This is a genomic window from Corynebacterium sp. HMSC059E07, assembly GCF_001814395.1.
Taxonomy (GTDB): Bacteria; Actinomycetota; Actinomycetes; order Mycobacteriales; family Mycobacteriaceae; genus Corynebacterium; species Corynebacterium hesseae.
Window position 1 is genome coordinate 1 of sequence record NZ_KV816276.1, and the last position, 21,778, is coordinate 21,778.

The 21,778-nt window shown below is 62.2% G+C and carries 16 protein-coding genes, 1 tRNA gene, 1 other RNA gene and 1 pseudogene; 10 read left to right on the plus strand and 9 right to left on the minus strand.

What is annotated here, in order from left to right; genetic code table 11:
• A partial coding sequence (locus tag HMPREF2967_RS13375) for a hypothetical protein (protein ID WP_232770585.1) occupies positions 1-205 on the plus strand: 205 nt, incomplete at its 5' end.
• A 458-nt stretch (positions 206-663) separates the two neighbouring features.
• Here HMPREF2967_RS13375 and HMPREF2967_RS02075 read toward each other — a convergent pair.
• Positions 664-752, minus strand: a tRNA-Ser gene (locus tag HMPREF2967_RS02075).
• 167 nt (positions 753-919) lie between these two features.
• On the opposite strand from HMPREF2967_RS02075, the gene ffs reads away from it, so the two are divergent.
• From ffs to recR, 6 genes are all read left to right on the plus strand, one after another.
• Positions 920-1,018: signal recognition particle sRNA small type (gene ffs / locus HMPREF2967_RS02080), an RNA gene on the plus strand.
• Between the two features lie 81 nt (positions 1,019-1,099).
• Complete coding sequence (locus tag HMPREF2967_RS02085; RefSeq protein WP_070684775.1) at positions 1,100-2,371, plus strand: aspartate aminotransferase type Ic; 1,272 nt, start codon at positions 1,100-1,102, stop codon at positions 2,369-2,371.
• Positions 2,372-2,456: 85 nt separating this feature from the next.
• Positions 2,457-2,933 carry a suppressor of fused domain protein gene (locus HMPREF2967_RS02090; RefSeq protein WP_083303786.1) on the plus strand — a complete coding sequence of 159 codons (477 nt, stop codon included), beginning with the start codon at positions 2,457-2,459 and terminating at the stop codon, positions 2,931-2,933.
• Between the two features lie 32 nt (positions 2,934-2,965).
• Entirely contained in the window at positions 2,966-5,518 is a 2,553-nt protein-coding gene (locus HMPREF2967_RS02095; RefSeq protein WP_070684777.1) for a DNA polymerase III subunit gamma and tau, read from the plus strand.
• Between the two features lie 57 nt (positions 5,519-5,575).
• Positions 5,576-5,956 carry a YbaB/EbfC family nucleoid-associated protein gene (locus HMPREF2967_RS02100; protein WP_070524027.1) on the plus strand — a complete coding sequence of 127 codons (381 nt, stop codon included), beginning with the start codon at positions 5,576-5,578 and terminating at the stop codon, positions 5,954-5,956.
• Between the two features lie 114 nt (positions 5,957-6,070).
• Entirely contained in the window at positions 6,071-6,727 is a 657-nt protein-coding gene (gene recR, locus HMPREF2967_RS02105; protein WP_070564269.1) for a recombination mediator RecR, read from the plus strand.
• Between the two features lie 23 nt (positions 6,728-6,750).
• Here the strand turns inward: recR and HMPREF2967_RS02110 are convergent, their stop codons facing one another.
• The 5 genes and pseudogenes from HMPREF2967_RS02110 to leuA form a co-directional block, all read right to left on the minus strand.
• The gene (locus tag HMPREF2967_RS02110) at positions 6,751-7,530 is read right to left on the minus strand and encodes a type 1 glutamine amidotransferase (RefSeq protein ID WP_070684779.1); all 780 of its coding nucleotides are present in this window, start codon (positions 7,528-7,530) and stop codon (positions 6,751-6,753) included.
• Positions 7,523-8,812 carry a Mur ligase family protein gene (locus tag HMPREF2967_RS02115; RefSeq protein ID WP_070684781.1) on the minus strand — a complete coding sequence of 430 codons (1,290 nt, stop codon included), beginning with the start codon at positions 8,810-8,812 and terminating at the stop codon, positions 7,523-7,525. The genes HMPREF2967_RS02110 and HMPREF2967_RS02115 overlap by 8 nt, the downstream gene beginning before the upstream one ends.
• A gap of 372 nt (positions 8,813-9,184) precedes the next feature.
• Positions 9,185-10,351, minus strand: a pseudogene (locus HMPREF2967_RS02120) (DNA polymerase III subunit epsilon); the annotation flags it as partial.
• 98 nt (positions 10,352-10,449) lie between these two features.
• A complete protein-coding gene (locus HMPREF2967_RS02125; RefSeq protein WP_070684786.1) occupies positions 10,450-12,369 on the minus strand; it encodes a hypothetical protein in 1,920 nt (639 codons plus the stop codon).
• 303 nt (positions 12,370-12,672) lie between these two features.
• Positions 12,673-14,487 (minus strand): 2-isopropylmalate synthase, encoded by a 1,815-nt coding sequence (gene leuA / locus HMPREF2967_RS02130; protein WP_070561338.1) that lies wholly within the window; start codon positions 14,485-14,487, stop codon positions 12,673-12,675.
• 304 nt (positions 14,488-14,791) lie between these two features.
• On the opposite strand from leuA, the gene HMPREF2967_RS02135 reads away from it, so the two are divergent.
• Positions 14,792-15,985, plus strand: coding sequence for a mannosyltransferase family protein (locus HMPREF2967_RS02135; protein WP_070684788.1), 1,194 nt, complete (start codon positions 14,792-14,794; stop codon positions 15,983-15,985).
• A gap of 14 nt (positions 15,986-15,999) precedes the next feature.
• Here the strand turns inward: HMPREF2967_RS02135 and HMPREF2967_RS02140 are convergent, their stop codons facing one another.
• Positions 16,000-16,872: a DMT family transporter gene (locus tag HMPREF2967_RS02140; RefSeq protein WP_070524045.1), complete on the minus strand. Its 873-nt coding sequence runs from the start codon at positions 16,870-16,872 to the stop codon at positions 16,000-16,002.
• 146 nt (positions 16,873-17,018) lie between these two features.
• Between HMPREF2967_RS02140 and HMPREF2967_RS02145 the strand changes: the two genes are divergently transcribed.
• Positions 17,019-18,284 carry an aspartate kinase gene (locus HMPREF2967_RS02145; protein WP_070684789.1) on the plus strand — a complete coding sequence of 422 codons (1,266 nt, stop codon included), beginning with the start codon at positions 17,019-17,021 and terminating at the stop codon, positions 18,282-18,284.
• A gap of 19 nt (positions 18,285-18,303) precedes the next feature.
• Positions 18,304-19,341 carry an aspartate-semialdehyde dehydrogenase gene (locus HMPREF2967_RS02150; RefSeq protein ID WP_070684791.1) on the plus strand — a complete coding sequence of 346 codons (1,038 nt, stop codon included), beginning with the start codon at positions 18,304-18,306 and terminating at the stop codon, positions 19,339-19,341.
• A 136-nt stretch (positions 19,342-19,477) separates the two neighbouring features.
• Here the strand turns inward: HMPREF2967_RS02150 and HMPREF2967_RS02155 are convergent, their stop codons facing one another.
• Both HMPREF2967_RS02155 and HMPREF2967_RS02160 read right to left on the minus strand, forming a co-directional pair.
• Positions 19,478-20,800, minus strand: a complete 1,323-nt coding sequence (locus HMPREF2967_RS02155; RefSeq protein WP_070684793.1) for a YkvI family membrane protein — start codon at positions 20,798-20,800, stop codon at positions 19,478-19,480.
• 277 nt (positions 20,801-21,077) lie between these two features.
• Entirely contained in the window at positions 21,078-21,626 is a 549-nt protein-coding gene (locus HMPREF2967_RS02160) for an RNA polymerase sigma factor (RefSeq protein WP_070524053.1), read from the minus strand.
• Positions 21,627-21,778 lie beyond the last annotated feature (152 nt).

Consider the following 21,778-nt stretch of genomic DNA (forward strand, 5'->3'; position numbering starts at 1 on the left):
CCAGAACACCGGTACCAAAAACTCGCATCTGACAGAAATGAAACTATTTAAAGTCTTTACCCTTGTCATTCTCATTGCAGGCGCTTTGTTGTGTATAGCGGGCTTATTTTGGGAAACTCGGCTTACTAATCTTGGGCTTCCTATGGCCCTTCTAGGAATAGCTCTTTCAGTTGCTGCATCAGCTAAAAGGAGGAGTAAAGAGTAATAGGGATATGCTCAGTCTAGGTTTGTCATATAGAAAGACGCCGACTCATTGAAGACTGAGGTAGCGCCTTGCCGGTTGTTGTCTGTCAGCTCAAGCAAGTAGAAGCCCCTAGCGGCAAGGCGTAGGCGATTTCGGAAGAGATACCATGCGACAGCACGGTCGACATGATCACAAATGTTCCACCCATTCCTGGCTACCTCTTAGCCAAACAGCTCATGGGATATCTCGCTGTCCGCAGTCGTATCGACAATAGTCGCCTACGACTGCGGGAAACTCGGCCTACGTGGTTAAGAAGAAGACCACGCGCAACCCTAGGATTTGCAATACCAGCCGAAGAAATGGCCGAACTCCTAGGCTATGCCAACGAAATCTAAAACCGTGTATCCGCGACCACTAGAATCTGCCACCTGCGCATGAGGAGAAGTCCCCTGGATGATGACATCCAGGGGACTTCCCAATGGCGGAGGATAGGGGATTTGAACCCCTGAGGGATGTGACTCCCGCACGCGTTCCAGGCGTGTGACATAGGCCGCTAGTCGAATCCTCCGCTGGAAAACATTACATGAGCCCCCTAATGAAGCAAAATCGCCAGGTCAGGGGCGAAAACTTAAGAATCTAGTGGCTTGAGGCGGGGAGTGCGCTTGGAAGCGGAGTGGGGAGTTGGGTGGCGGGGGAGCGGTTTGGCGTCGACAAGCAAGGCGCGCTAGGCTAGACCGCAGGATTCCGCGTGGCGTCCATCCTCTGAACTCCCCCAGGGCAGGAATGCAGCAAGGGTCAGGAGGCTCTGGCGGGTGCGCGGGGTCCCCTTTTTGTATGTATGCCTTCACACGGGGGATGTGACGGGGCGTTAGTATGGTTGCCATATGCCCGCACTACGTCCCGGAAGGAAGACGGATGTCTCTTCTTAATCTTGAAAAGTCCGAGCTTGATGAGCTTGCCGCGCAGGTGCGCAAGGACTACGAGGCCCTCAAGGCTGAGGGGTTGGATCTTGACTTGACCCGCGGTAAGCCGTCCAAGGCCCAGCTGGATCTGTCTAATGACCTGCTCGTCCTGCCGGGCCGTGGTCACTACACCGACGCTGCCGGCAATGACCTGCGCAACTACGGCAACCAGAAGGGCATCAAGGAGCTGCGCGATCTCTGGGGCAAGCTCACCAACATGGACCCAGAGCTCCTCGTCGCGGCGGATTCTTCCTCCCTGAACATCATGTATGACCTCATCCTGTGGGCCTACACCTTTGGCACTAACAGCTCTGAGAAGCCGTGGTCCAAGGAAGAGACCATCAAGTGGATTTGCCCCACCCCGGGTTATGACCGCCACTTCGCCATCACGGAATCCTTCGGCTTCGAGCTGATTTCGGTGCCGATGGAAGAAGATGGCCCGGACATCGAAGCAGTCGAGGAGCTTGCCAAGGACCCGCAGGTTAAGGGCATGTGGGTTGTGCCGATGTTCTCCAACCCCACGGGTGCCGTCATCTCGGAAGAGAAGACCCGCCGCCTCGCTGCGATGGAGACCGGCGCACCGGACTTCCGCATCGTGTGGGACAACGCTTATGCCGTGCACACGCTGACCGAGGACTTCCCGGAGGTTCTGCCGATTCTGGAGATCGCGGAACAGGAAGGAAACCCGGACCGCTTCTGGGCTATGTCCTCGTCATCGAAGATCACCTTCGCCGGTTCCGGTGTGAGCTTCTTCGGTTCCTCCGAAGACAACCTCGAGTGGTACCTGGAGCACGCCGGTATCCGCGGCATTGGCCCGAACAAGATCAACCAGCTCGCGCACTACGAGTTCTTCGGTTCCGCTGAGGGCGTGCGCGCAATCATGCGCCGCCATGCTGCGCTGCTGGCGCCGAAGTTCGAGGCGGTTCTTCGCATCCTGGATAAGAACCTCACCCACCATGAGATCGCGGACTGGACCCACCCCAAGGGCGGCTACTTCATCTCCCTCAACGTGATGGAGGGTACCGCCACCCGCGTGTGGGAGCTGGCCCGTGACGCGGGCATTCTCCTGACCCAGGCTGGCTCTGCCTTCCCGTACGGCGAGGACGCCAAGGACCACAACATTCGCTTGGCACCGTCCCTGCCGCCGCAGGAAGAAGTCGAGGCAGCAATGGATGGCGTGGCCACCTGCGTGCTGCTCGCCGCACTAGAGAAGCTGGGGGCATAAGGCAATCAACTCCGACGAGACGGCCTACTGGCTCGACCAGATCATCCCGGCTGACCTCGAGTTCAAAAATGTCGAGGGGCAGCGCTTGGGCTTAGCCTCGCTGGAGGGTGAGCAATCCCTCGCGGTCACGTGTGGCTTTGCTGACGTCGATACCGGGCTGGCGCATGCCGAGCAGGGGATCGATGTGCGCTGCGAACTGCTCACCGTTGCACGCACCGGCCAATCGGAGGTTGCCGCTGCGGTGAGCGCGGCAGCGGCATTGCTTAAACAAGCCGCAGGGCTGCTGCCCGCGCAGCCGGGCTTGCTCTTGCCCAAGCTTTTTGCGGAGGATGACGAGCGCTTCGCTCATTTCAGCGTGCGCCATGGCATGCTCATCGCCCCATACTTGTGGGGCGGACAGACCCCGCAGCTGGCGGAAAAGGAGCGCCTGACGCTGGTGTGCCAATTGCTCATGCTAAGCGACGCCGAGTATGCCTACGCCGTTGAGGAAGGCGTGCCGGCGCTGCAACAAGCGGTGGCTGAACAAGGCATCGATCTGCTGGATTGGAAGCGCTCAGAGTGACGTGTCGGGTTGAGACGCTACACTGACTAACCGTGGCTCTTTACCGGAAATATCGTCCAGCAACCTTCGCGGAAGTGGTAGGCCAAGAGCAGGTCACCACGCCTTTATCCGCCGCCCTCGATGCGGGGCGCATTAACCATGCGTACCTCTTTTCCGGCCCGCGTGGCTGCGGAAAGACGTCGTCGGCGCGCATCATGGCCCGCTCGCTGAATTGTGAGCAGGGGCCAACCTCAACGCCGTGCGGTGTGTGCGATTCGTGTGTCTCGCTGGCCCCGGGTGGTCCGGGCAACCTCGACGTCACGGAGCTCGACGCCGCCTCCCACAACGGTGTGGAGGATATGCGCGAGTTGCGTGACCGCGCCTACTACGCGCCGGCGGAGTCGCGCTACCGCATCTTCATCATCGATGAGGCCCACATGATTTCTGCCTCCGGTGCGAATGCCTTGCTCAAGGTTGTCGAGGAGCCGCCGGAGCACGTCATCTTCATCTTCGCCACGACGGAGCCGGAGAAGATCATCGGCACCATCCGCTCGCGTACCCACCACTATCCCTTCCGTCTGCTGACCCCGCCGGCGATGAAGGGGCTGCTGGAGCGCACCGTGGCCTCGGAGAACGTCCACGTGGATGACACCGTGTACCCCATGGTCATCCAGGCTGGCGGGGGTTCGCCGCGTGATACCTTGTCCATCCTTGACCAGCTGTTGGCGGGTGCGGGCCCCGATGGCTTGACCTACGAGGTAGCCCGCCCGCTTCTGGGTGTCACGGACGTGGGGTTGCTGGATAATACGGTGGATGCCCTGGCTAGTCAGGACAAGGCGGGGCTTTTCCGGCTTGTCGACGATGTCATTGAAGCCGGCCACGAACCTCGCCGCTTTGCCATCGACCTGTTGGATCGCTTGCGGGATCTGATGATCCTGCAGGCCGTGCCCTCCGCATTGGAGGAAGGTTTGGTCTCGGCGCCGACTGATCGCGGGGAAGTCCTTACCGCCCAGGCGCAGCGTTTCTCCGGTCCGCAGCTGGCCTACTTGGCGGAAACTGTCAATGAGCGCGTGTCCTCCCTGCGGGGTGCAACGTCCCCGCGCCTACTTCTAGAAATCCTCTGTGCTCACTTGATCGTTGGCTCCGCCCCCGCGGCGGCAGCTGCCGGTCAGGTACCCAGTGCCTTGCCACAAGGTGCGGGGGCACAGCCTTCCGCACCCGCGGGGCAGGGCTCCGCGCCTGCGCAGCGCCAGCCATCTGCGGTCGCCAGCGCACAGGATCCGGCGGCCGCTGCCGCGGCCATCATCGCGCAGCGTCGCAGCCGTCAGGCAGCGAAGCAGGAGGCCCAGCAGCAACAAGCACAGCAGCAACCACAGCAGGCCGACAGGGCTCAAGAAGCAGCCCAGCAGGCGCAGCAGACTCCAGCTCCCGAGGTTTCACAACCTCCGGCACCGGAGCGCCCTGCACAGCCGGAAGCGCAGCCTGATCCGCAGCCGGAACAGGGCCAACAGCAGCCGGATCACCAGCAACAGGAGCAGCGCGAACAACCGCAGCACGCGGAGCAAGCAGAACAGCCGGTACAACACGAACGGCAAGAACAGGCTCAAGAAAAGACGCAAGAACAGCAGTCTGAGCCTGAGCAACCGCAAGACCTTGCCGCGGAGATTCGCGGGCGGTGGTCTGATCTGCGCGCCACGATTGGGCGGCGTAATAAGGTCGCTGAAATCATGCTCGCCGAAGCCCGTGTCCTCGGCGTGCGGGATGAGACTCTCGTCCTTGGACACACCACGGGCGCGTTGGCTGAACGCATTAATTCGCCAGGCACCAATGAGGTCATCGTGACCGTCCTCAAGGAAGAGCTCAGCCGAGAAGTGAAGGTCACGTGTGTTATCGGTACCGACCCGAAGGCACACGGTTTCACGGTGCCAGAGCCCACCCAGCGCACCCAGTGGAATCCCAACCAACCGCAACGTGAGGCCGCCGAGCCCGACGAGGAGGCAGAGAGTCCGGCAGCGAAGGAACCCAATAACGCCAGCGATGATCCATGGGGCGCGCCGCGCCAAATCGGGCAGCAGGCTCCGTCGTCTGAAACGACGAAGGAGCAACCCCAGCCCCAGCACGGTGCGCGCGAGAAGGTAGACTCGCGCCCGCCGGCAGAACCACAGCGGTCGGAGGCCGCCCCGCGTGGGGCGGCGGTGCCCCCAAAGAGGGAGGCTCGTGGCAGCCAATGGCGATCACGCATCGCGCAGGCGACCCAGGTCGCGGCCCAACGCGATGAAGAGTTTTCCAAGGTTCCCAAGTTCGGCAACGGCGTTCCGCTGCCGCCGGAGCCGGGCCCAGACGAAGGCGAGTTCGAGGCACCGCCGGAGGAGTACGGTCCGCCGGCGGGGGCGAATGGGGCGTCGGAAAGCGCAGGCCAGGAGCCTGGAATGCCGCAGCAGTCAGCGCCCCAGCAAGCGCCCGCACCGCAGCCGGAATACACCCGCGCGGACGAGGAACGCGAGATGATAGAGGCCGCGCAGAGCGCCGGAGAGATGGACCACCGCAACGCCACGGAGGTCGCCATGGAGCTCCTCGCACAGGAGTTGGGAGCGCGGCGACTGTAGCGCGGCATCTGTACACTTGTCGCGTAGTGAAAATAACCGCACGAAAGGACTTTTAGCATGACTGAGAACGACCCGATGCAGCAGGCAAATGACATGAACGAGATCCTGGCGCAGGCCGCTCGCGTCCAGGCTGAACTAGAAAAGGCACAGAAGGAAATCCTGGCCGCCACCGTCGAGGGCAGCGCAGGCAATGGCCTGGTGAAGGTCACCATGACCGGTGGCGCTGAGCTGCAGAGCATCTCCATTGATAAGTCCGTGGTGGACCCAGAGGACATCGATACCCTCCAGGACCTCATCGTCGGTGCCTTCAAGGAGGCCCACGCCGCAGCTGGCCGCCTGGCACAGGAGAAGATTGGCCCGCTGTCCCAGGGGATGGGCCAGTCCCAGCAAAACTATGATGGTCCGTCCATCCAGGATGTCTTCGGCGGTAACCAGTAAGCCGCGCGTTAGACTTAAAGGCCGTTGTTGCTCTCTTCACGGAGGGCGGCGCGGCCTTTTGTTGTGTCTCCGGCCGTCAAGGTCGTGGGGATTGTTAAGTGAGGGGAGCATTGCGTGTTTGAAGGACCACTGCAGGATCTCATCGATGAGTTCTCGCGCCTGCCGGGTATTGGCCCGAAGTCAGCGCAACGCATCGCCTTCCACGTTCTGCATCAAGACCCGGAGGAGATCGACCGCCTCCAGAAGGCACTGGGAGCGGTGCGTGATGGTGTGACTTTCTGCCGTATCTGCTGCAATATTTCCCGCGAGGAAGTCTGCCGCATTTGCGTGAACTCGCAGCGCGATGCTTCCACTATCTGCGTGGTGGAAGAGCCCAAGGACATCCAGGTCATCGAGCGCACCGGCGAGTATAACGGCCGCTACCACGTACTGGGCGGCGCGCTCGACCCGCTGGCCAACGTGGGCCCGAAAGACCTCAACATCTCGCAACTGCTGCAGCGCCTCGGCGGCGTACTACCGGACCGAGAGCTTGCGGATTCCACCCCGGAGGTGCCGCTTTACGACGACTCCCCGGACATCACCGAAGTCATCCTCGCCACCGATCCCAACACCGAAGGCGAGGCTACCGCGGCCTACCTCGTGCGCCTGCTACGAGACTTCCCGGGACTGAAGATCACGCGCCTGGCCTCCGGCATGCCGCTGGGAGGCGACCTTGAGTTCGTCGATGAGCTGACGCTCTCGCGTGCGTTGAGCGGCCGCCTGACGGTCTAGCGGCGCGGTGCCTCCGAGCGCCCCTAGCGCTGCGAGCGCGGCGGCTCCGAGGCATTAAAACGCTCGGTGCGCAGCTGATCAATGGCGGGGATGTTCAAGGGCTCGAGTTCGCTGAGTGCGACTCCCATGGCCTTAGCCAGCAACAGGTCCGCCAGCTGCGGGTTGCGCGCCAAGACCGGACCGTGCATGTAGGTGGCGATGACGCTGCCCTGCACCGCGCCCTCGGCGCCGCGCTGGACGGCCCTGTCGGAGAGATCCAGGATGGCAGCGGTATCCGCATTGCCGGTTCCGCGTGTGAGCGTTCCCAGCGGCTGGGCGGCAGGCCCCAGGATGGTGGCACCCATGTGGTTTTCAAAACCGGTGAGAGGCTCGGTGAGCTCAGCGGTGATGCCGGCCTTGGTGGGTTCGGTGGCTACCTCGCCGATGGCGCGCTCGGCCATGGAGGCGGTGGTGGCGTCGATAAGCCCCACGCCATCCACCACGCGGCCAGATGCACGGAAGGACTCGCCGAGTACCTGCAGGCCCGCGCAAATTGCCAGAATCGGGCGACCTGCGGAGGCAGCGCGGGTGAGGCCACCGTCAGCGATGAGGTGCTCCGCGGCGAGAATCTGCGCGGTGTCCTCGCCGCCGCCGAGGGTGTAGACATCAAAGGATTCCGGCACCGGCTCACCCAGCTTGATGGGGACAATCTCCGCCTCGTGGCCGCGCATGCGGGTGCGCTGGCGCAGGACTAGGGCGTTGCCGTCATCGCCGTAGGTGCCCAGGATGTCAGGGAGGATGAGGCCAATCTGCAGGCTAGTCATTCGAGTGCTCCTTTGCTGCTGCGGCGGTGAGTGCCTTCTTCAGATCGCGGAAGGCGGTGTAGTTGGCCAAAACCTCGATGCGGCCTTCCGGGCAGGATTGAATAGCGGTGAGCGGGTCTGCAATGAGCTCGTGCGAGATATCCGCGTAGACCAAACGCACTGCTAGATCCGTGCCGCGCTCGCCGGCTGCCTTGACGGGGATGCCTTCGAAATCCTCGAAGCGCACGTCCCAGAGCCAGGACATATCAATACCGTCGGCCACGTGGCCGTTAGTGGCGATGACCAAGCCATCGGCGTCACGGTCCACCATGGACAGCGCCTCCTGCCAGCCGGCCGGATTCTTAGCCAAGAGCAGGCGGATTTCGCGTTTGCCCAGCGTGATGGTGGAGTAGCGTCCGGCTACGTCGTTGACGCTTTCGGCAGCGGCGATAGCCTTGTGGCGGTCCACGCCGAAGGCCTCCACGGCAGCGGCGACGGCCTGGGCGGCGTTACCGCGGTTGGCCCGTCCCGGTAGAGCAAGCTTGAGCTTGTCGACGCCCCCCGGGCTCACAATGCCCTCCTCCGTCACCGCCCAGGTGGGGGTGGGGCGGCGGAACTCGCGGCCGTCGGCAAGCGGCTTGACCGCGCGCCAGTCCTCACCGTCACGCACGATGTGGCCGCCGGTGCGTGGACAAGTGACGGATTCACCCATCCAGCCGGCACCCGCGGACACCCAAATGACATTCTTTGCGTCATAGGCCACGGAGGTCATGAGGACGTCATCACAGTTGGCGATGACGAGCATGTCCGGGTGGGCCTCGACGGCGCCGCGCAGGGCGCGCTCAATCTTGTTGATCTCACCGACGCGATCCAGCTGGTCGCGGGAGAGGTTCAGCAGCACGAGCGCTGTGGGGTTGAGGTTATCCGCAACGTGGGGGACATGGAGCTCGTCTACTTCTAAGACAAGATGGCTTGCATCCTTGCCAGCTAAGAGCGCGGAGATGATTCCCGCATCCATGTTGTCGCCGCCATCATTGGTGGCCACGGTGTGCGTAGTGCGCACGGCTGCGGCGAGCATCCGCGTGGTCGTGGACTTGCCGTTGGTTCCGGTGACCAAGACGGCTGGGCGCTGCTTGGCCAGGTTTTGCATGATAGTGGGGTCAATGGCGTTAGCGATGAGCCCGCCGATCATGCCGCCCGCACCGCGGCCCGTGGCGCGCGAGGCAGTGGTGGCCAACGCCGCGGCGGAGGTCGCAACCGCGGTGCGCGCGGAAGAAAACGCGCTTCGGAAGTTAAAATTCATGCTCCCCAGAGTAGTCGGGGGACGCTAGCTATCGGTGTTGTGGGAGCGGTTGTGTCCCGAGTTTTGCTGGTTCTGCTGGTTGCCGTTGCTGCGACGGCCGCGTCCGCCGCGGCGGCGACGCCGGCGCCCTTTGTTGCCGCCCTTATTCCGGTTGTTCGAGTTGGAGTCCGACTGAGCAGGCTTGTCGCTTGCGGATCCGTCGGCCGGGGAGCCCTGGTGCTTCTTCTGCCCTTGTCCTTGTTTAGGGGAGTGCTGGGCGTTGGAGGACTTGCGACGCGAGCGGCGGCGGTTCTTGTTCGTGGAACGATTGCGGTTGGGCTGCCCACTGCTGTGGCGCTTACCCGAATTGCTCGTTGCGCCGGAGGTGGATTGCTCTTCGGGTTCGGTCGGTTCCTCGATGCGCTCAAGGGCCGCGAGGAAGGCAACATCGGACATCAGCGGGATGTCCTTGCGGTGAGCGTGCATGGGCTTGCCCACGAGGTTGGTGGTGATGTTGCAGACCACGAGGGACGTCTCGCGGGAGAGCTTCTCCGAGTAGTTCAGCTCCTCACGGGCCAACGCCGCGATGATGGTGTCGGGGTCCTCGGTGATCTCCGGGGCAACGACGATCTCCATGCCACGGATGAGTTCCTTGCCGGGCACATAGGGGCCGGGGTTGTGGTGCTGACGGGGAGCTTCGGCAGCGTCGACGCGGACGTGGGAGCGCTGTAGCCCAAAGCGATCAGCTCGCAGCTCATCCGGTGCCGCGCTGCTGAGCGGGCCCGCGGCTTGCGCACGGTAGAGGTCCACGAGCAGACGGGTTGCCTCGCGGGAGGTGTCCTTTTCCGGTCGTTGCGCACGGGCGACGCTGGCGGTGGGGTCGGGCGCAGGAAGACCGGTATCCCGTGCGACGGCCGCTAGGCGGATATCGGTGCCCCACACGCTTTGGCGGCGAGCGGTGGCAAGCGTATCCACGATGGTTACTGGGGTGGGAACGTGTCCCACCTTGAAGCGACGGCGCCGGCCTTTGCCGCGGTTGCGGTTGCGCGCGCGGTTTTGACGAGCGGCGGCAGTCATCGCGCGGCGCGCTTCGGCGACGATGAAACCCCAGGTGTACGGGGCGTCGTGGACGATGAGCGTGCGGCCATCGATGAGCCGATCCAGCGGCTTGAGCAACATGGAAAAGGACTGACCCGTCTGGATTTCCTCAGCGCTCAAGCCGTGAAGATGCCGGGGGCCAGGGTCTTCGCCGGGGTTGAGGACGGCGTGGAACTCTTGGCCGGTTTCACCCGCGGTGTTGAGTGTTAGCGCATCCACGGTAAGCAACCGACCTGTGGAGGGGTGAATGCCAGTGGTCTGGATGGTCAGCGCAACAAAGGGGAAGGCAGCGAGGGCTGCTTCGCGGGCCGACGCCCTATCTTCTTTGCTGTTCTGCTTGTTCTCAGCTGAGTGAGGGCGCGGTCCTGGTTTCGGGGCGCTGGATTGTGGCGACGCCGCGGCCGGCGTCTCTGCTGCGCTGAGCTGCGCTGCAGGTTCGGTGGGGCCGGGTGTCGTAGTCATTGTTCACAGTTTAGTACCCAACCGCGAGGAAGCTGGAAAGGGCACACGTGAAGCTGCCGTATCCCCCGAATTGGCAGCGAGGCAGGGCGTGTTGCGGACTAGTCGGCCTCGATGATGATGACCCAGCCGTCGTGGTCTGGCGTGGGCTCGGGGGTCGGTTCGGGCTCACGGCTCGGCTCAGGAGTGCGGTCTGGTGTGGGCTCAGAAGTCTGTTCCGGCTTCGGCGTGGTGCTGGGCTTAGGTGTGGTGCTCGGCTTGGGCGAAGTGCTCGGCTTAGACGAGGTGCTGGGCTTAGTCGTGGTGCTTGGTTGAGACGAGGTGCTGGGCTTGGGCTGCTGAGTCTTTGTCGTGGTTGGCGTAGCAGTCGTGGATGCAGCGGGCTTGGAGGTCGTCGGTGCAGGAGTAGTCGACTCCGCTGGCGTAGTCGTGGGCGGAGTGCTGACAGGTGTGGTGGTGCGGGACGTTGGCGTCGTAGCAGTCGTCTTCGGCGCCGAAGTTGATGAGGTCGGTGTCGTCGAAGAAGTTGGGGTCGCCGAAGGCGAGGACGTCGGCACGCTCCGCGTGGAGCTAGGTGCGCTCGTAGTTGTGGTGGTGGAGGTGGAATCCTCCTGGCAGGGCCGTGACGTGCGCGACGTGGACTCTTCTGTGGCTTCGGTTTCCCGCGGTGCTGGCGGTGTGACTTCAGCGTGGTGCGTGTTGCGCGGGGAAGGGATTGCCTCTCCGGGCGTGACGAGCTCTGCACGTTGCGTGGGCTCGGCCAGCTTAATCGGCTCCGTCGGCTCAGACAGTTCCGTTGGCTCCGCCGGAGTCGAGGAAGTGGTTCGGTCGAGGGCGCGTGGTGCTACCGAGTGCCCCTGGTTATCGGGGCGGTGGGCGCCTGCAGCCGTGTCCTCGGTTGCGTCAGCTTCGCTGGAAAGCGCGGCGTCAGCTTCTGCATTATTGGCCGGGCTGGGGGCAAGGAGCGAAGTGGTGTGCTCCTCTAAAGCCGAGTCAGCAACCTGATTGGGGGCGGAGTGAAGTGCGTGCACAGAGGATACAAAGCTAGCGGTTCCGCCGATGATGACGGCAACGCTTGCCGCGCACACCAGCTTGACACCAGTACTAGCAGCGGCGATCTTTGAGCCAACTGTTGCGGCGGTCCCGAAGGATTTCAAGGAGAGGACTTGTGCGCCCTGTGTGGCAGCGGAACTTGCGGTGTGTGCCGTGCCCGTTGCCTGGAACCCGCCTACCGGAGCGGTTGCTGCATGAGCCCTATCGGTGTTTGTGGCCGTCGCGGCAACCGCGCCAGCGGCGGCAGCGATGACGCCGGCGGTCCCCACGGCGACGTGAGCGTCTGGTGTTCCTTCTTCGGAGTAGACGGTCAGGGCTGGGGATTTATCATCCGGTGTGAAGTAGGCGCGCGCAATGGCAATGAGACCCTCGTGCTTGAAACCCGCGATGGTATCGCTCAGCCACGTGGCCTGATCGCGCGGAACGGTGGCGATGAGCTTGTCATCGAGATGAACCTCGATGGCGCGGTGGAAGAAGCGCCGGCTGTTAGTCAAGCGCACGAGTAGATGCGCAGGGTGCTTCGGCAGGGAACGGGTGTGGGCCGAAAAGTCAGTGATGCGAAGGGCGCGGTCGCCGTCGAGCATGCCCCATCGCTGAGCCGGGGGAACATTGATCGGGACGCACAGGCCTGGCTCCGGGAGGAGAACTTCGAATGCCGGAACGGTTTCTTCCACCGCGTCCTCGCGGAGCGAAATTTCTGCAGTGGCCTGTGGGGTCAAACCCGCGCTAATGATCCAATCCAATTCCGTGTAATCGGCGGATTGGGAAGCGGGGATGACGCCAACGATGTCATCTTCATACCGGACGCGGAAGCCGGAGCTTGAGTGCCCACACAGGGTGACGTTGAGGTGGTTGTTATCCGCCAGGGAGAGCAGTTGCAGGAACATCTCCGGGTTAACGGCATCAACCGTGAGGCGGCGAGGTTCACCAAACCCAGAGTGGGGGACCACGTAGTTAGTGACCGTCATAGTGTTCGCCTTCGCCTGCCGAACTGCAACAAATGCGCGCAGTTGCAAAACTGAGCGCAGTAGGGAATGCCGAAGTTCGGACTGAAATTCTTATTGGGTGCACAAGGTGTTCAATGCCTTTGTGCAATTGTGTCGCGTATTTATTCTATAGCTCTCCGTGCTGGCCTACAACAATGTGTAGCCAGCGCGATGTTACGGTCAGTAGCTTTAGCGAGGGGAGTGCGCGTGCGAGAGACTGCGCAAGGAGGAGGCGCGCGAAACAGCTCGCCTCCTCCTTGTGTCGCCCTGTGTCGCGGCGGAGGATTAGTCCGCGCGATTGACCGCTGAAGTAATGGCGTTGATGGACGCACGGGTGGTGGATCCGGCGATGCCGGCACCCCACACTTGTGCGCCATTGACTTCGGCGGCGATATAACAGGCGGCTTCGGCATCGTCGCCGGCCGTACGGGACTGCTGGGAGTAATCGATGACCTCGAAGTCGATTCCGACGTCTTCCAGCGCGTTGGCGTATGCGGCGATGGGGCCGTTGCCCATGCCGGAGATAATGCGCTTCTCGCCGTTAAAGACGATGGTTGCGGTTACCTTGGCGTCTTCGTCCTCCGTGGTTGAGTTATCAACCTGGAAGGTGACGAGTTCCAGCGGGGAGGTGCGCTCTAAGAACTCGTTGGCAAAGATATCCCACATGTTCTTGGAGTTGACTTCGCCACCTTCGGCGTCAGTCACCGCCTGCACGACGGAGGAGAACTCCGCTTGCATGGCGCGCGGCATATTGATGCCATGATCGGTCTTCATGATGTAGGCCACGCCGCCCTTGCCGGACTGCGAGTTGACGCGGATGACCGCCTGGTAATCGCGGCCGACGTCCTTCGGATCGATGGGCAGGTAGGGAACTTCCCAGGTGGTTTCCTGCAGTTCTTCCCACGACACCTCGGTGTTGTTCGCGCCTGGGCGCACCTCTTGCGCCAGGGCGTCCAGGCCCTTGTTGATGGCATCCTGGTGTGAACCGGAGAAGGCGGTAAATACCAGCTCGCCGCCGTAAGGGTGGCGCTCCGGCACGCGCAGCTGGTTGCAATACTCCACCGTCTCGCGGATCTTAGGCAGATCGGAGAAGTCGATCTGCGGGTCCACGCCCTGGGTCAGCATGTTCAGGCCCAGGGTAATGATGTCCACGTTGCCGGTGCGCTCACCGTTGCCAAACAGGCAGCCTTCGATGCGGTCTGCGCCGGCCATGTAACCCAGCTCGGCGGCGGCGATTCCCTCGCCGCGGTCATTGTGCGGGTGCAGCGACATGATGATGGAATCCCGCTTCGCAAAATTGCGGTGCATCCACTCGATCTGGTCGGCGTAGACGTTGGGGCTGATCATCTCCACCGTGGAGGGCAGGTTGATGATCATGGGGTTCTCCGGGGTGGCCTCCATGATGTCAACAACGGCATCGCAGACCTCGACGGCGAAGTCCAGTTCGGTGCCCGTAAAGGATTCCGGCGAGTATTCCCAGCGCCAGTTGGTATCGGGGTAATCCTTGGCAATGCCCTTGATGAGCTCCGCAGCGTCCGTGGCCAGCTTCTTAATGGCCGGGCGGTCCTTGCGGAAGACTACGCGGCGCTGCAGCTTCGAGGTGGAATTGTAGAAGTGCACGATGACGTTCTTCGCGCCCTGGCAAGCCTCAAAAGTACGGCGGATCAGGTGCTCGCGCGCCTGGACCAGGACTTGGATGGTGACGTCGTCCGGGATTTTATTGCCCTCGATGATTTCGCGAACAAAGTCGAAATCCGTCTGGGAGGCGGAGGGGAAGCCTACCTCAATCTCCTTGTAGCCCATCTTGACCAGCAGGTCGAACATGCGGTGCTTGCGCTCAGGGCTCATCGGGTCGATGAGGGCCTGGTTGCCGTCACGCAGGTCCACGGCGCACCACTGTGGCGCCACGGTGATTTTCTTGTCCGGCCACGTGCGGTCAGACAGCGAGACCGGTTCTACCTCTTCGGCGAAGCTCTGGTAGCGGTTTACTGGCATCGAAGAGCCGCGCTGCTTGTTCCATGCGGGCTGGTTTTCGTTGCGCGGGCCAGCCGGGGTGGTGATTTCGCGGGGAGCGGAGATGAAAGAATCGTTGGGGGACATGGTGGTTGTTCTATTCCTTGTCTGGGGCCTATGGGTCTGGGGTCAAAGGCGTTTTACTGTGCTGCGTTGTTTCGATGCGCAGCTTCGGCGTGAATCGTGGGGGACGGCCAGCTGCGGTGTGTTGGCATCACCACGCTCCGCGGCGGGGCGCTGGCCGTGAAGCTAGAAACCTAAAACCCGCCGCGGCTACTAAGGAGGAGAGTGTGCCGCAAAGTCATGTGAGCCACAATACAACGCTTCTCATTCTATGGCAACTAATTTCACATATTGGGATGCGTGATGTGGGTGGCTAGGATGTTGTGGCGTGCATGAAGAAAACTCCACGAAGACTACTCAGGATCCGGGGGAAGAGCCCACGGCGGATAGCGGGCGCGCGGCAGACGCCTCCCCTGCTGGCACGCAAGGAGCGCTGTCACTGGTGCCGCTTGCCACGTTGGTCGCGGTTGTTGGAACCGCGGTGCGCATTGCCGTTCTGAACGTCATCGCCGCCGTCAATGACCAGGAGCTGTGGGATCGGCTCACGTCGTGGGATTCCAAGTACTACCTGGAAATTGCTCGGGTGGGATATTTTGACGCGGATATCCACACTGATGGCCCTGTCTATGAGACGACAATGGCCTTCTTCCCGGGCTTTCCCATGCTGTTGCGGGTCCTGGGATGGACCGGGATCAGCCTCGAAGTAGCCGCGCTCATCGTTAACACCCTCCTCACCGTGGCCATGGCCGCCGGCATTATGGTCTTGGCGCAGCGCTTGGGGGCGGGGCGCCGTGGGCAATGCGCCGCTGCCATCGTGGTGAGCAGCGCTCCGATGTCCATCGTGTTCTCGATGCCTTATACCGAAGCCCTCTTCGGGGCCCTCCTGGTGTGGGGACTCGTCGCGCTGGATGATCGCGCCTGGTGGCGCGCGGCGGCGTTCAGCTTTGCCTTATCGTTTGTGCGGCTGACCTCCGTGGACTTCCTTGCTGTCTTTGCCTTGTGGGTGCTCATCTATGGGCGGCGCTCGTGGCAGGCCTGGCTCAGCCTCATCGTGGCAGCGCTTCCGCTGCCAGCGTATTTATTGTGGACGCAGCGCTACCTCGCAGAGGCCGGCGGCTACTTTGGCATCCAGACCGAGCACTGGCATTCCACCTTCGACTGGGGTGCTGCCACCGTACGGTTCGTGTGGGAAGTTCTGACGGAGAAGAACGATGTGGGCTACCTGCTTAGCGTTCTGGTGATCCTGGGCGTCCCCGTGCTGCTGGTGGCGGCGTGGGGAAGGCTGAATCCGGTGGCGTGGTGGTTTAGTGCCGCGCTGTGTGCGAATGTGCTGCTTTCCGACGGCATCATGCACTCGCGTCCCCGCCTCCTCCTGCCCGCGATTATCTTGGCGCTTCCCTGGGCCGTGCGCGCGTCTGAGGCGCTGCGACCCCGCGAGCTCTGGCTCGCGTGTAGCGCCTGGGTCCTGTGGTCGGCGTGGTTCTCCGCTTATATGCTGGTGGTCTTTGAGTGGGCCATCTAGCGCGGAAGCTAGTCCTAGCGCGGGCTTTGCTCCGCGCGCTGAGCGCTTCCCGGGTTGACCGGCACTCGGGATAGGACGATTGTGGCAACGATCATGATGATGAGCGAAACCCCCATCACGCACCAACCCGCAACGCTATTGACCTGGAATTTTTCGCCCAAGACCCAGTAGCCCAGGCCAAAGGCCACGATGGGCTCCATGATGGTCATCGCGGGCAAAGAGTGCGCAAGCGCGCCAGCGTGGAAGGAATATTGCTGGATCACCGTTCCGGCAGCCGCCAGCCCAATGAGCACGTATAGCTCCCAGCTGGCCAGCAAGGCTGCGATGCCCTCGTGGGAGAGGACGTCCACCACTGCCTTGGCTACGAGCGCCACGTAGCCGTACAGGATGCCGCACGCGCTCCCGAGCGCTAGAGCGGATTCCTCCGGCCGGTTATAGGCCGCCACGAACAGAGCGGTGAGGGCAAGCGCGCCGAGAGCGAAGGCGGGCCACCATTGGGACCAGGTGGGCGTCGTCAAGCCTGCGGTGGGGCGCCCATAGACCACCATGATGCTCACCGCGATGGTCAGCGTGAGGCACCAGAATACCTCCCGCGCCGGCATCGGCCGCCGGGAATACCAGGCGGCGAGCGGCAGCGTGAACATGAGGGACAGGATGAGGATTGGCTGCACGATGAGCAGCGTGCCGAAGTGGAGCGCGACGAGCTGTAGCGCGTAGGCGATAACGGCGGCGCCGGTCCCCACCCACCACAAGGGAGTCCGAATAGCGGTGCGCATGACACTCCTGGAGCTGGCGTCCAACACGATGCGGTGGCGTATGACTGTGCCCCAGGCCACGACTAGCGCGGAGGCTAGTGCAAAAGTAATGGCAACCAGGTTTGAAAGCATCGTTTCTACCCTACCTGGAATTAATATCCAGCACGTGTTTCGATGGGAACCAAAGGGCGGTAGTCTAAAGGAGTTGACTGCCGGTCTATAGGTATTGGGCGGTGAACAGGTAATGGCCCTCACAAACAGGAAAGGTGGGACCGTCAGTGGCCCTAGTCGTACAGAAATACGGGGGATCCTCCCTCGAAAGCGCAGAGCGCATTCGCGCGGTGGCGGAGCGCATTGTGGCGACGAAGAAGCAGGGCAACGACGTCGTTGTTGTGTGCTCCGCCATGGGAGATACCACCGATAACCTGCTTGATCTTGCAGCGCAGGTCAACCCCGTCCCGCCGCAGCGTGAGATGGACATGCTGTTGACCGCCGGCGAGCGCATCTCCAACGCACTCGTTGCCATGGCAGTGGAGTCCCTTGGAGCCAAGGCTCAGTCCTTCACCGGTTCCCAGGCCGGCGTGCTCACCACCGAGCGCCACGGAAACGCCCGCATCGTCGACGTCACCCCGGGCCGTCTGACCGAAGCCTTGGAGGAAGGCCGGATCTGCATCGTTGCGGGTTTCCAGGGCGTGAACAAGGAATCGCGTGATGTGACCACCCTCGGCCGCGGCGGCTCGGACACCACCGCGGTGGCGCTGGCGGCAGCACTCAAGGCCGATGTGTGTGAGATTTATTCCGATGTCGACGGCGTTTATACCGCCGACCCGCGCATCGTCCACAACGCCCAGAAACTCGACCAGCTGTCCTTCGAGGAGATGCTGGAGATGGCAGCTGTGGGCTCCAAGATTCTGGTTCTGCGCAGCGTCGAGTACGCCCGCGCGTTCAACGTTCCCCTTCGAGTCCGCTCATCTTATTCAAACGACCCCGGCACGCTCATCGCCGGTTCAATGGAGGATATCCCCGTGGAAGAAGCAGTACTTACTGGTATCGCAACCGACCGTTCCGAGGCTAAGGTCACCGTCCTGGGCATACCGGACCGCCCAGGTGAGGCGGCCAAGTTGTTCCGCGCCATCGCGGACGCCGAGATCAACATCGACATGGTCCTGCAAAACGTCTCCTCGCTGGACTCCGGTACCACCGACATCACCTTCACCTGCCCGCGCTCGGACGGCCCCAAGGCCATGGAGATCCTGGCCAAGCTTAAGGAAGAGGGCCACTGGACCAACGTGCTTTACGACGACCAGGTGGGCAAGGTCTCCCTCGTCGGTGCCGGCATGAAGTCCCACCCGGGCGTTACCGCAGATTTCACGGAGGCATTGCGTGACGCCGGGGTCAACATGGAGCTCATTTCAACCTCCGAAATCCGAATTTCCGTGCTTACCCGCGAGGCCGATCTGGAGAAGGCTGCCGTGGCCCTGCACGATAAGTTCCAGCTGGGTGGCGAGGAAGAGGCCACAGTTTATGCTGGTACCGGACGCTAAAAATTAAGGAGTAAAGGTCATGACCACTGTTGCAGTTGTAGGCGCTACCGGGCAGGTTGGCCGCGTGATGCGCACCCTCTTGGAGGAGCGCAACTTCCCGGCCGATACGGTCCGCTTCTTTGCCTCCGCACGCTCCGCCGGCCAGGAGCTCACCTTCCGCGAGGACAAGGTCGTCGTCGAAGATTTGGCAGAGCAGACTGTGGAGAGCCTTGCAGGAATCGACATCGCCGTGTTCTCCGCCGGTGGTTCGACGTCCAAGCAGTACGCACCGCTCTTCGCCGAGGCCGGCGCCACCGTGGTGGATAACTCTTCTGCGTGGCGCCGGGATCCGGACGTGCCGCTCATCGTGTCAGAGGTGAACCCACAGGATAAGGACAACGTCACCAAGGGCATCATCGCCAACCCGAACTGCACAACTATGGCAATCATGCCGGTGACGAAGGCGCTTCACGACGCCGCCGGTCTCACCACCATGCGCGTCGCCTCCTACCAGGCCGTGTCCGGTTCCGGATTGGCCGGCGTGGAGACCCTTGTCAAGCAGGTGGCCTCAATCGGTGACCGCAACGTTGAGCTCGTCCACGACGGCTCTGCGCTTGAGGTCTCCGAGGAGGATCTGGGCCCCTATGTCGCTCCGATTGCGTATAACGCGCTGCCGTTGGCAGGCAACCTCGTGGATGACGGAACCGAAGAGACCGACGAGGAACAAAAGCTGCGCAACGAGTCCCGCAAGATTCTGGGCATCCCAGAGCTGAAGGTGTCCGGCACGTGCGTGCGCATCCCGGTGTTTACCGGCCACACCATGGTCGTACACGCGGAGTTTGAGAAGCCGATTACCCCGGAGCAGGCCCGCGAGGTGCTCTCGGCCGCGCCGGGTGTCAAGGTCGTCGATGTGCCGACGCCCCTGGCGGCAGCCGGCATCGACCTTTCCTTGGTCGGGCGCATCCGCCAGGACCAGACGGTCGAGGACAATAAGGGCCTCGTCTTCGTCGTGTCCGGCGATAATCTGCGCAAGGGCGCAGCGCTCAACGCTATTCAGATTGCGGAGTTGCTGGTCTAGCGTGTGGCGCACGACAGTGCCGCACTGTTCTCCTCAATAAAAGAAGTCCGCCGCCAGAGTGAATTCTGGGGCGGACTTCTTTCTAATTGTGGCTATGTGTAGCGGGACGCGCGGCCCGCTACACATGCGGGAAGCGCTAGTCCTTCGGGACCTCGGGCTTGGTGTGCTCCACGAAGGTCACGGAGGGGTCTGGATCCTCGCGGTCGTATTCAATCTCATCGTCGGCCTCGAGTTCCTCGTGGATTTCCTCGGCGACGACTTCGACGAACTCCTCCGTTTCCATGTTGGAGGCAGCGGCAAGCTTACGCAGCTCGCGCTCGTTCTTCTTGGTGAAGTGCTCGCGCGGGTCGAGGCGGCGCTTGACCAAGGTGCGGGCGCGCACGCGGCGGTCAGACTCGGAGGTGATCTTGTCACGCTGGGTAATCCAGCTGATGACCATGACTGCAATCATGAGCAGGCCGATCCACCCCAGGATCGGGTAAACGCTGGAGACCAGCTGCTTGAAGCCAATGAAGGAGAGGATGAAGCCCACGACACAGGCGCCCGCGTAGACGGGGTAGAAGAGCTTCGGCTTCTTGCGGGTTAGGCGCTTGCCCATGGCATAGAACATGCCGATGGCGGTGTTGAAGACCATGCCGTAAATAATGAAGGTCATGAAGTAACCCAGGATCGGGTTCACGTTGTTGATCAACGTGAGCACCGGCAGGTCCTGCTTGTGCACATCCGGCGCCACCATGTAGAGGGAAACCACGAGGAGGGTAAGTAGAAGCAGGTAGAAGAAGCCACCGATGAGGCCGCCGACACCGACGGCGCGGTTATCCAGGATGTTGCCGCCGATGACGATGGACATCGACACCGCGCACATGACATTCAGACCGGTGTAGTTCAACGCGGCCAGCCACCAGTTGCTCAGAGGGCTTTCGACGTTGTTGACCGCGAAGTCATTGGCGCTGGACCAGTCAACATCGGTCACGATGATGGTGTAGCCGGTGGCCAGAACCACGAAGATGATGATGAAGGGCGTAATCGCGCCGATGACGTTGCTGACCTTATCCACGTCGAGGAGGCCTACCAGCAGAACGAGCACGAGCATCACGGCCCCACCCACCCAGATGGGCACGCCGTCAAACTGCTGGTTGAGGGTGGAACCGCCACCGGCGAACATGACGAAGCCGATGGAGAACAACGTGGCTAGGGTGCCCCAGTCCAGCACTCGGGAGACGATGGGGCCACTAATCTTGTCGTAGACGGCCGTGTGCTCGTCCGCTTGGAAGTAGGAGCCGAGCTGCAAAATGGCTACACCAGTAATGATCATGAGGGCGGAGGCGAGGAGTACACCCCACAGTCCCATGTTTCCGAAAGCCACGAAGTACTGGATTGCTTCCTGTCCGGAGGCAAAGCCGGCGCCGACGACGACACCAATGAAGGCCATGGAAATGGCCACTGCGCGTTTCCACATAAGGTAAAGAGGTCTCTCAATCTCACACGCGCCGGGGAATGTCATCACAACCCAAGGTGTGGTGCGGGCAATCGGGAAAGCCTCGCGGGCCCGGTTCGACTATCGATTTATCACGTGTGCCTCGAAAAAGATTAGGTGTGGTCGATAGGTATTTTCCAGCTGACACTACGATTTCTCACTGAGCTGGCGCCGGACGGGCCGCCAGGACCTGTCAGTTGCCGCACGTCTGCGCAGGTGCTGTGACTCCCGACGCCCATTTATAACGGCTCGATAACGATTATCCGCGCTGGTCGATGAGGTCCTTGCGGGCGCGGGCGACGCGGGAGCGAATTGTGCCCACACGAACCCCGGCGATTTTCGCGGCCTCCTCATAGGTGTAGCCCAAGACTTGGGTCAGGATGAGGGCTTCGCGGCGGTCTTCTGGGAGGGCGTCGATCAGCGCGCGGGCGTCGATCCACTCGCTCCACGTGCCCGAGCTTTCCGGGGTCGCGGCAAGGGCGGCGGCGTCCTCATACTCGGTGGCGGACTTGCGCGGGCGGGCCATGTCGTGGCGGATGTTGTCCACCCACACGCGGCGAGCGAGGGAGAGCAGCCACGTGCGTGCTGAAGAACGGGCGGCAAAGCGGGGGAGCGCGCCGATGACGCGCAAGTAGGTTTCTTGGGTGAGGTCGTCCGCGATATCTGGGCCGCCGAGGTGGGCGAGCAGGCGCCAGACATCATCTTGGGTGGACTTGATGAACTCCGTGAGGGCTGCGCGGTCGCCGCGGCCCGCCTTGAGGGCGAGATCGGTGACGCGCGCATCGTCGCGCTCGGAGTGTCGTTTCACCTCCCATAATTTACCAGTCGGGGGCGTGGGCCTCGGGAACCGCTGGGGCTCCTCTGTGGGCGTCTACATTTGGGAAATAATCTGTTGCGTAGGTCATTTTTAATGGGTAGGCTATGAAAGGTCCGAGATTGATAACGAATCACAAATTATCA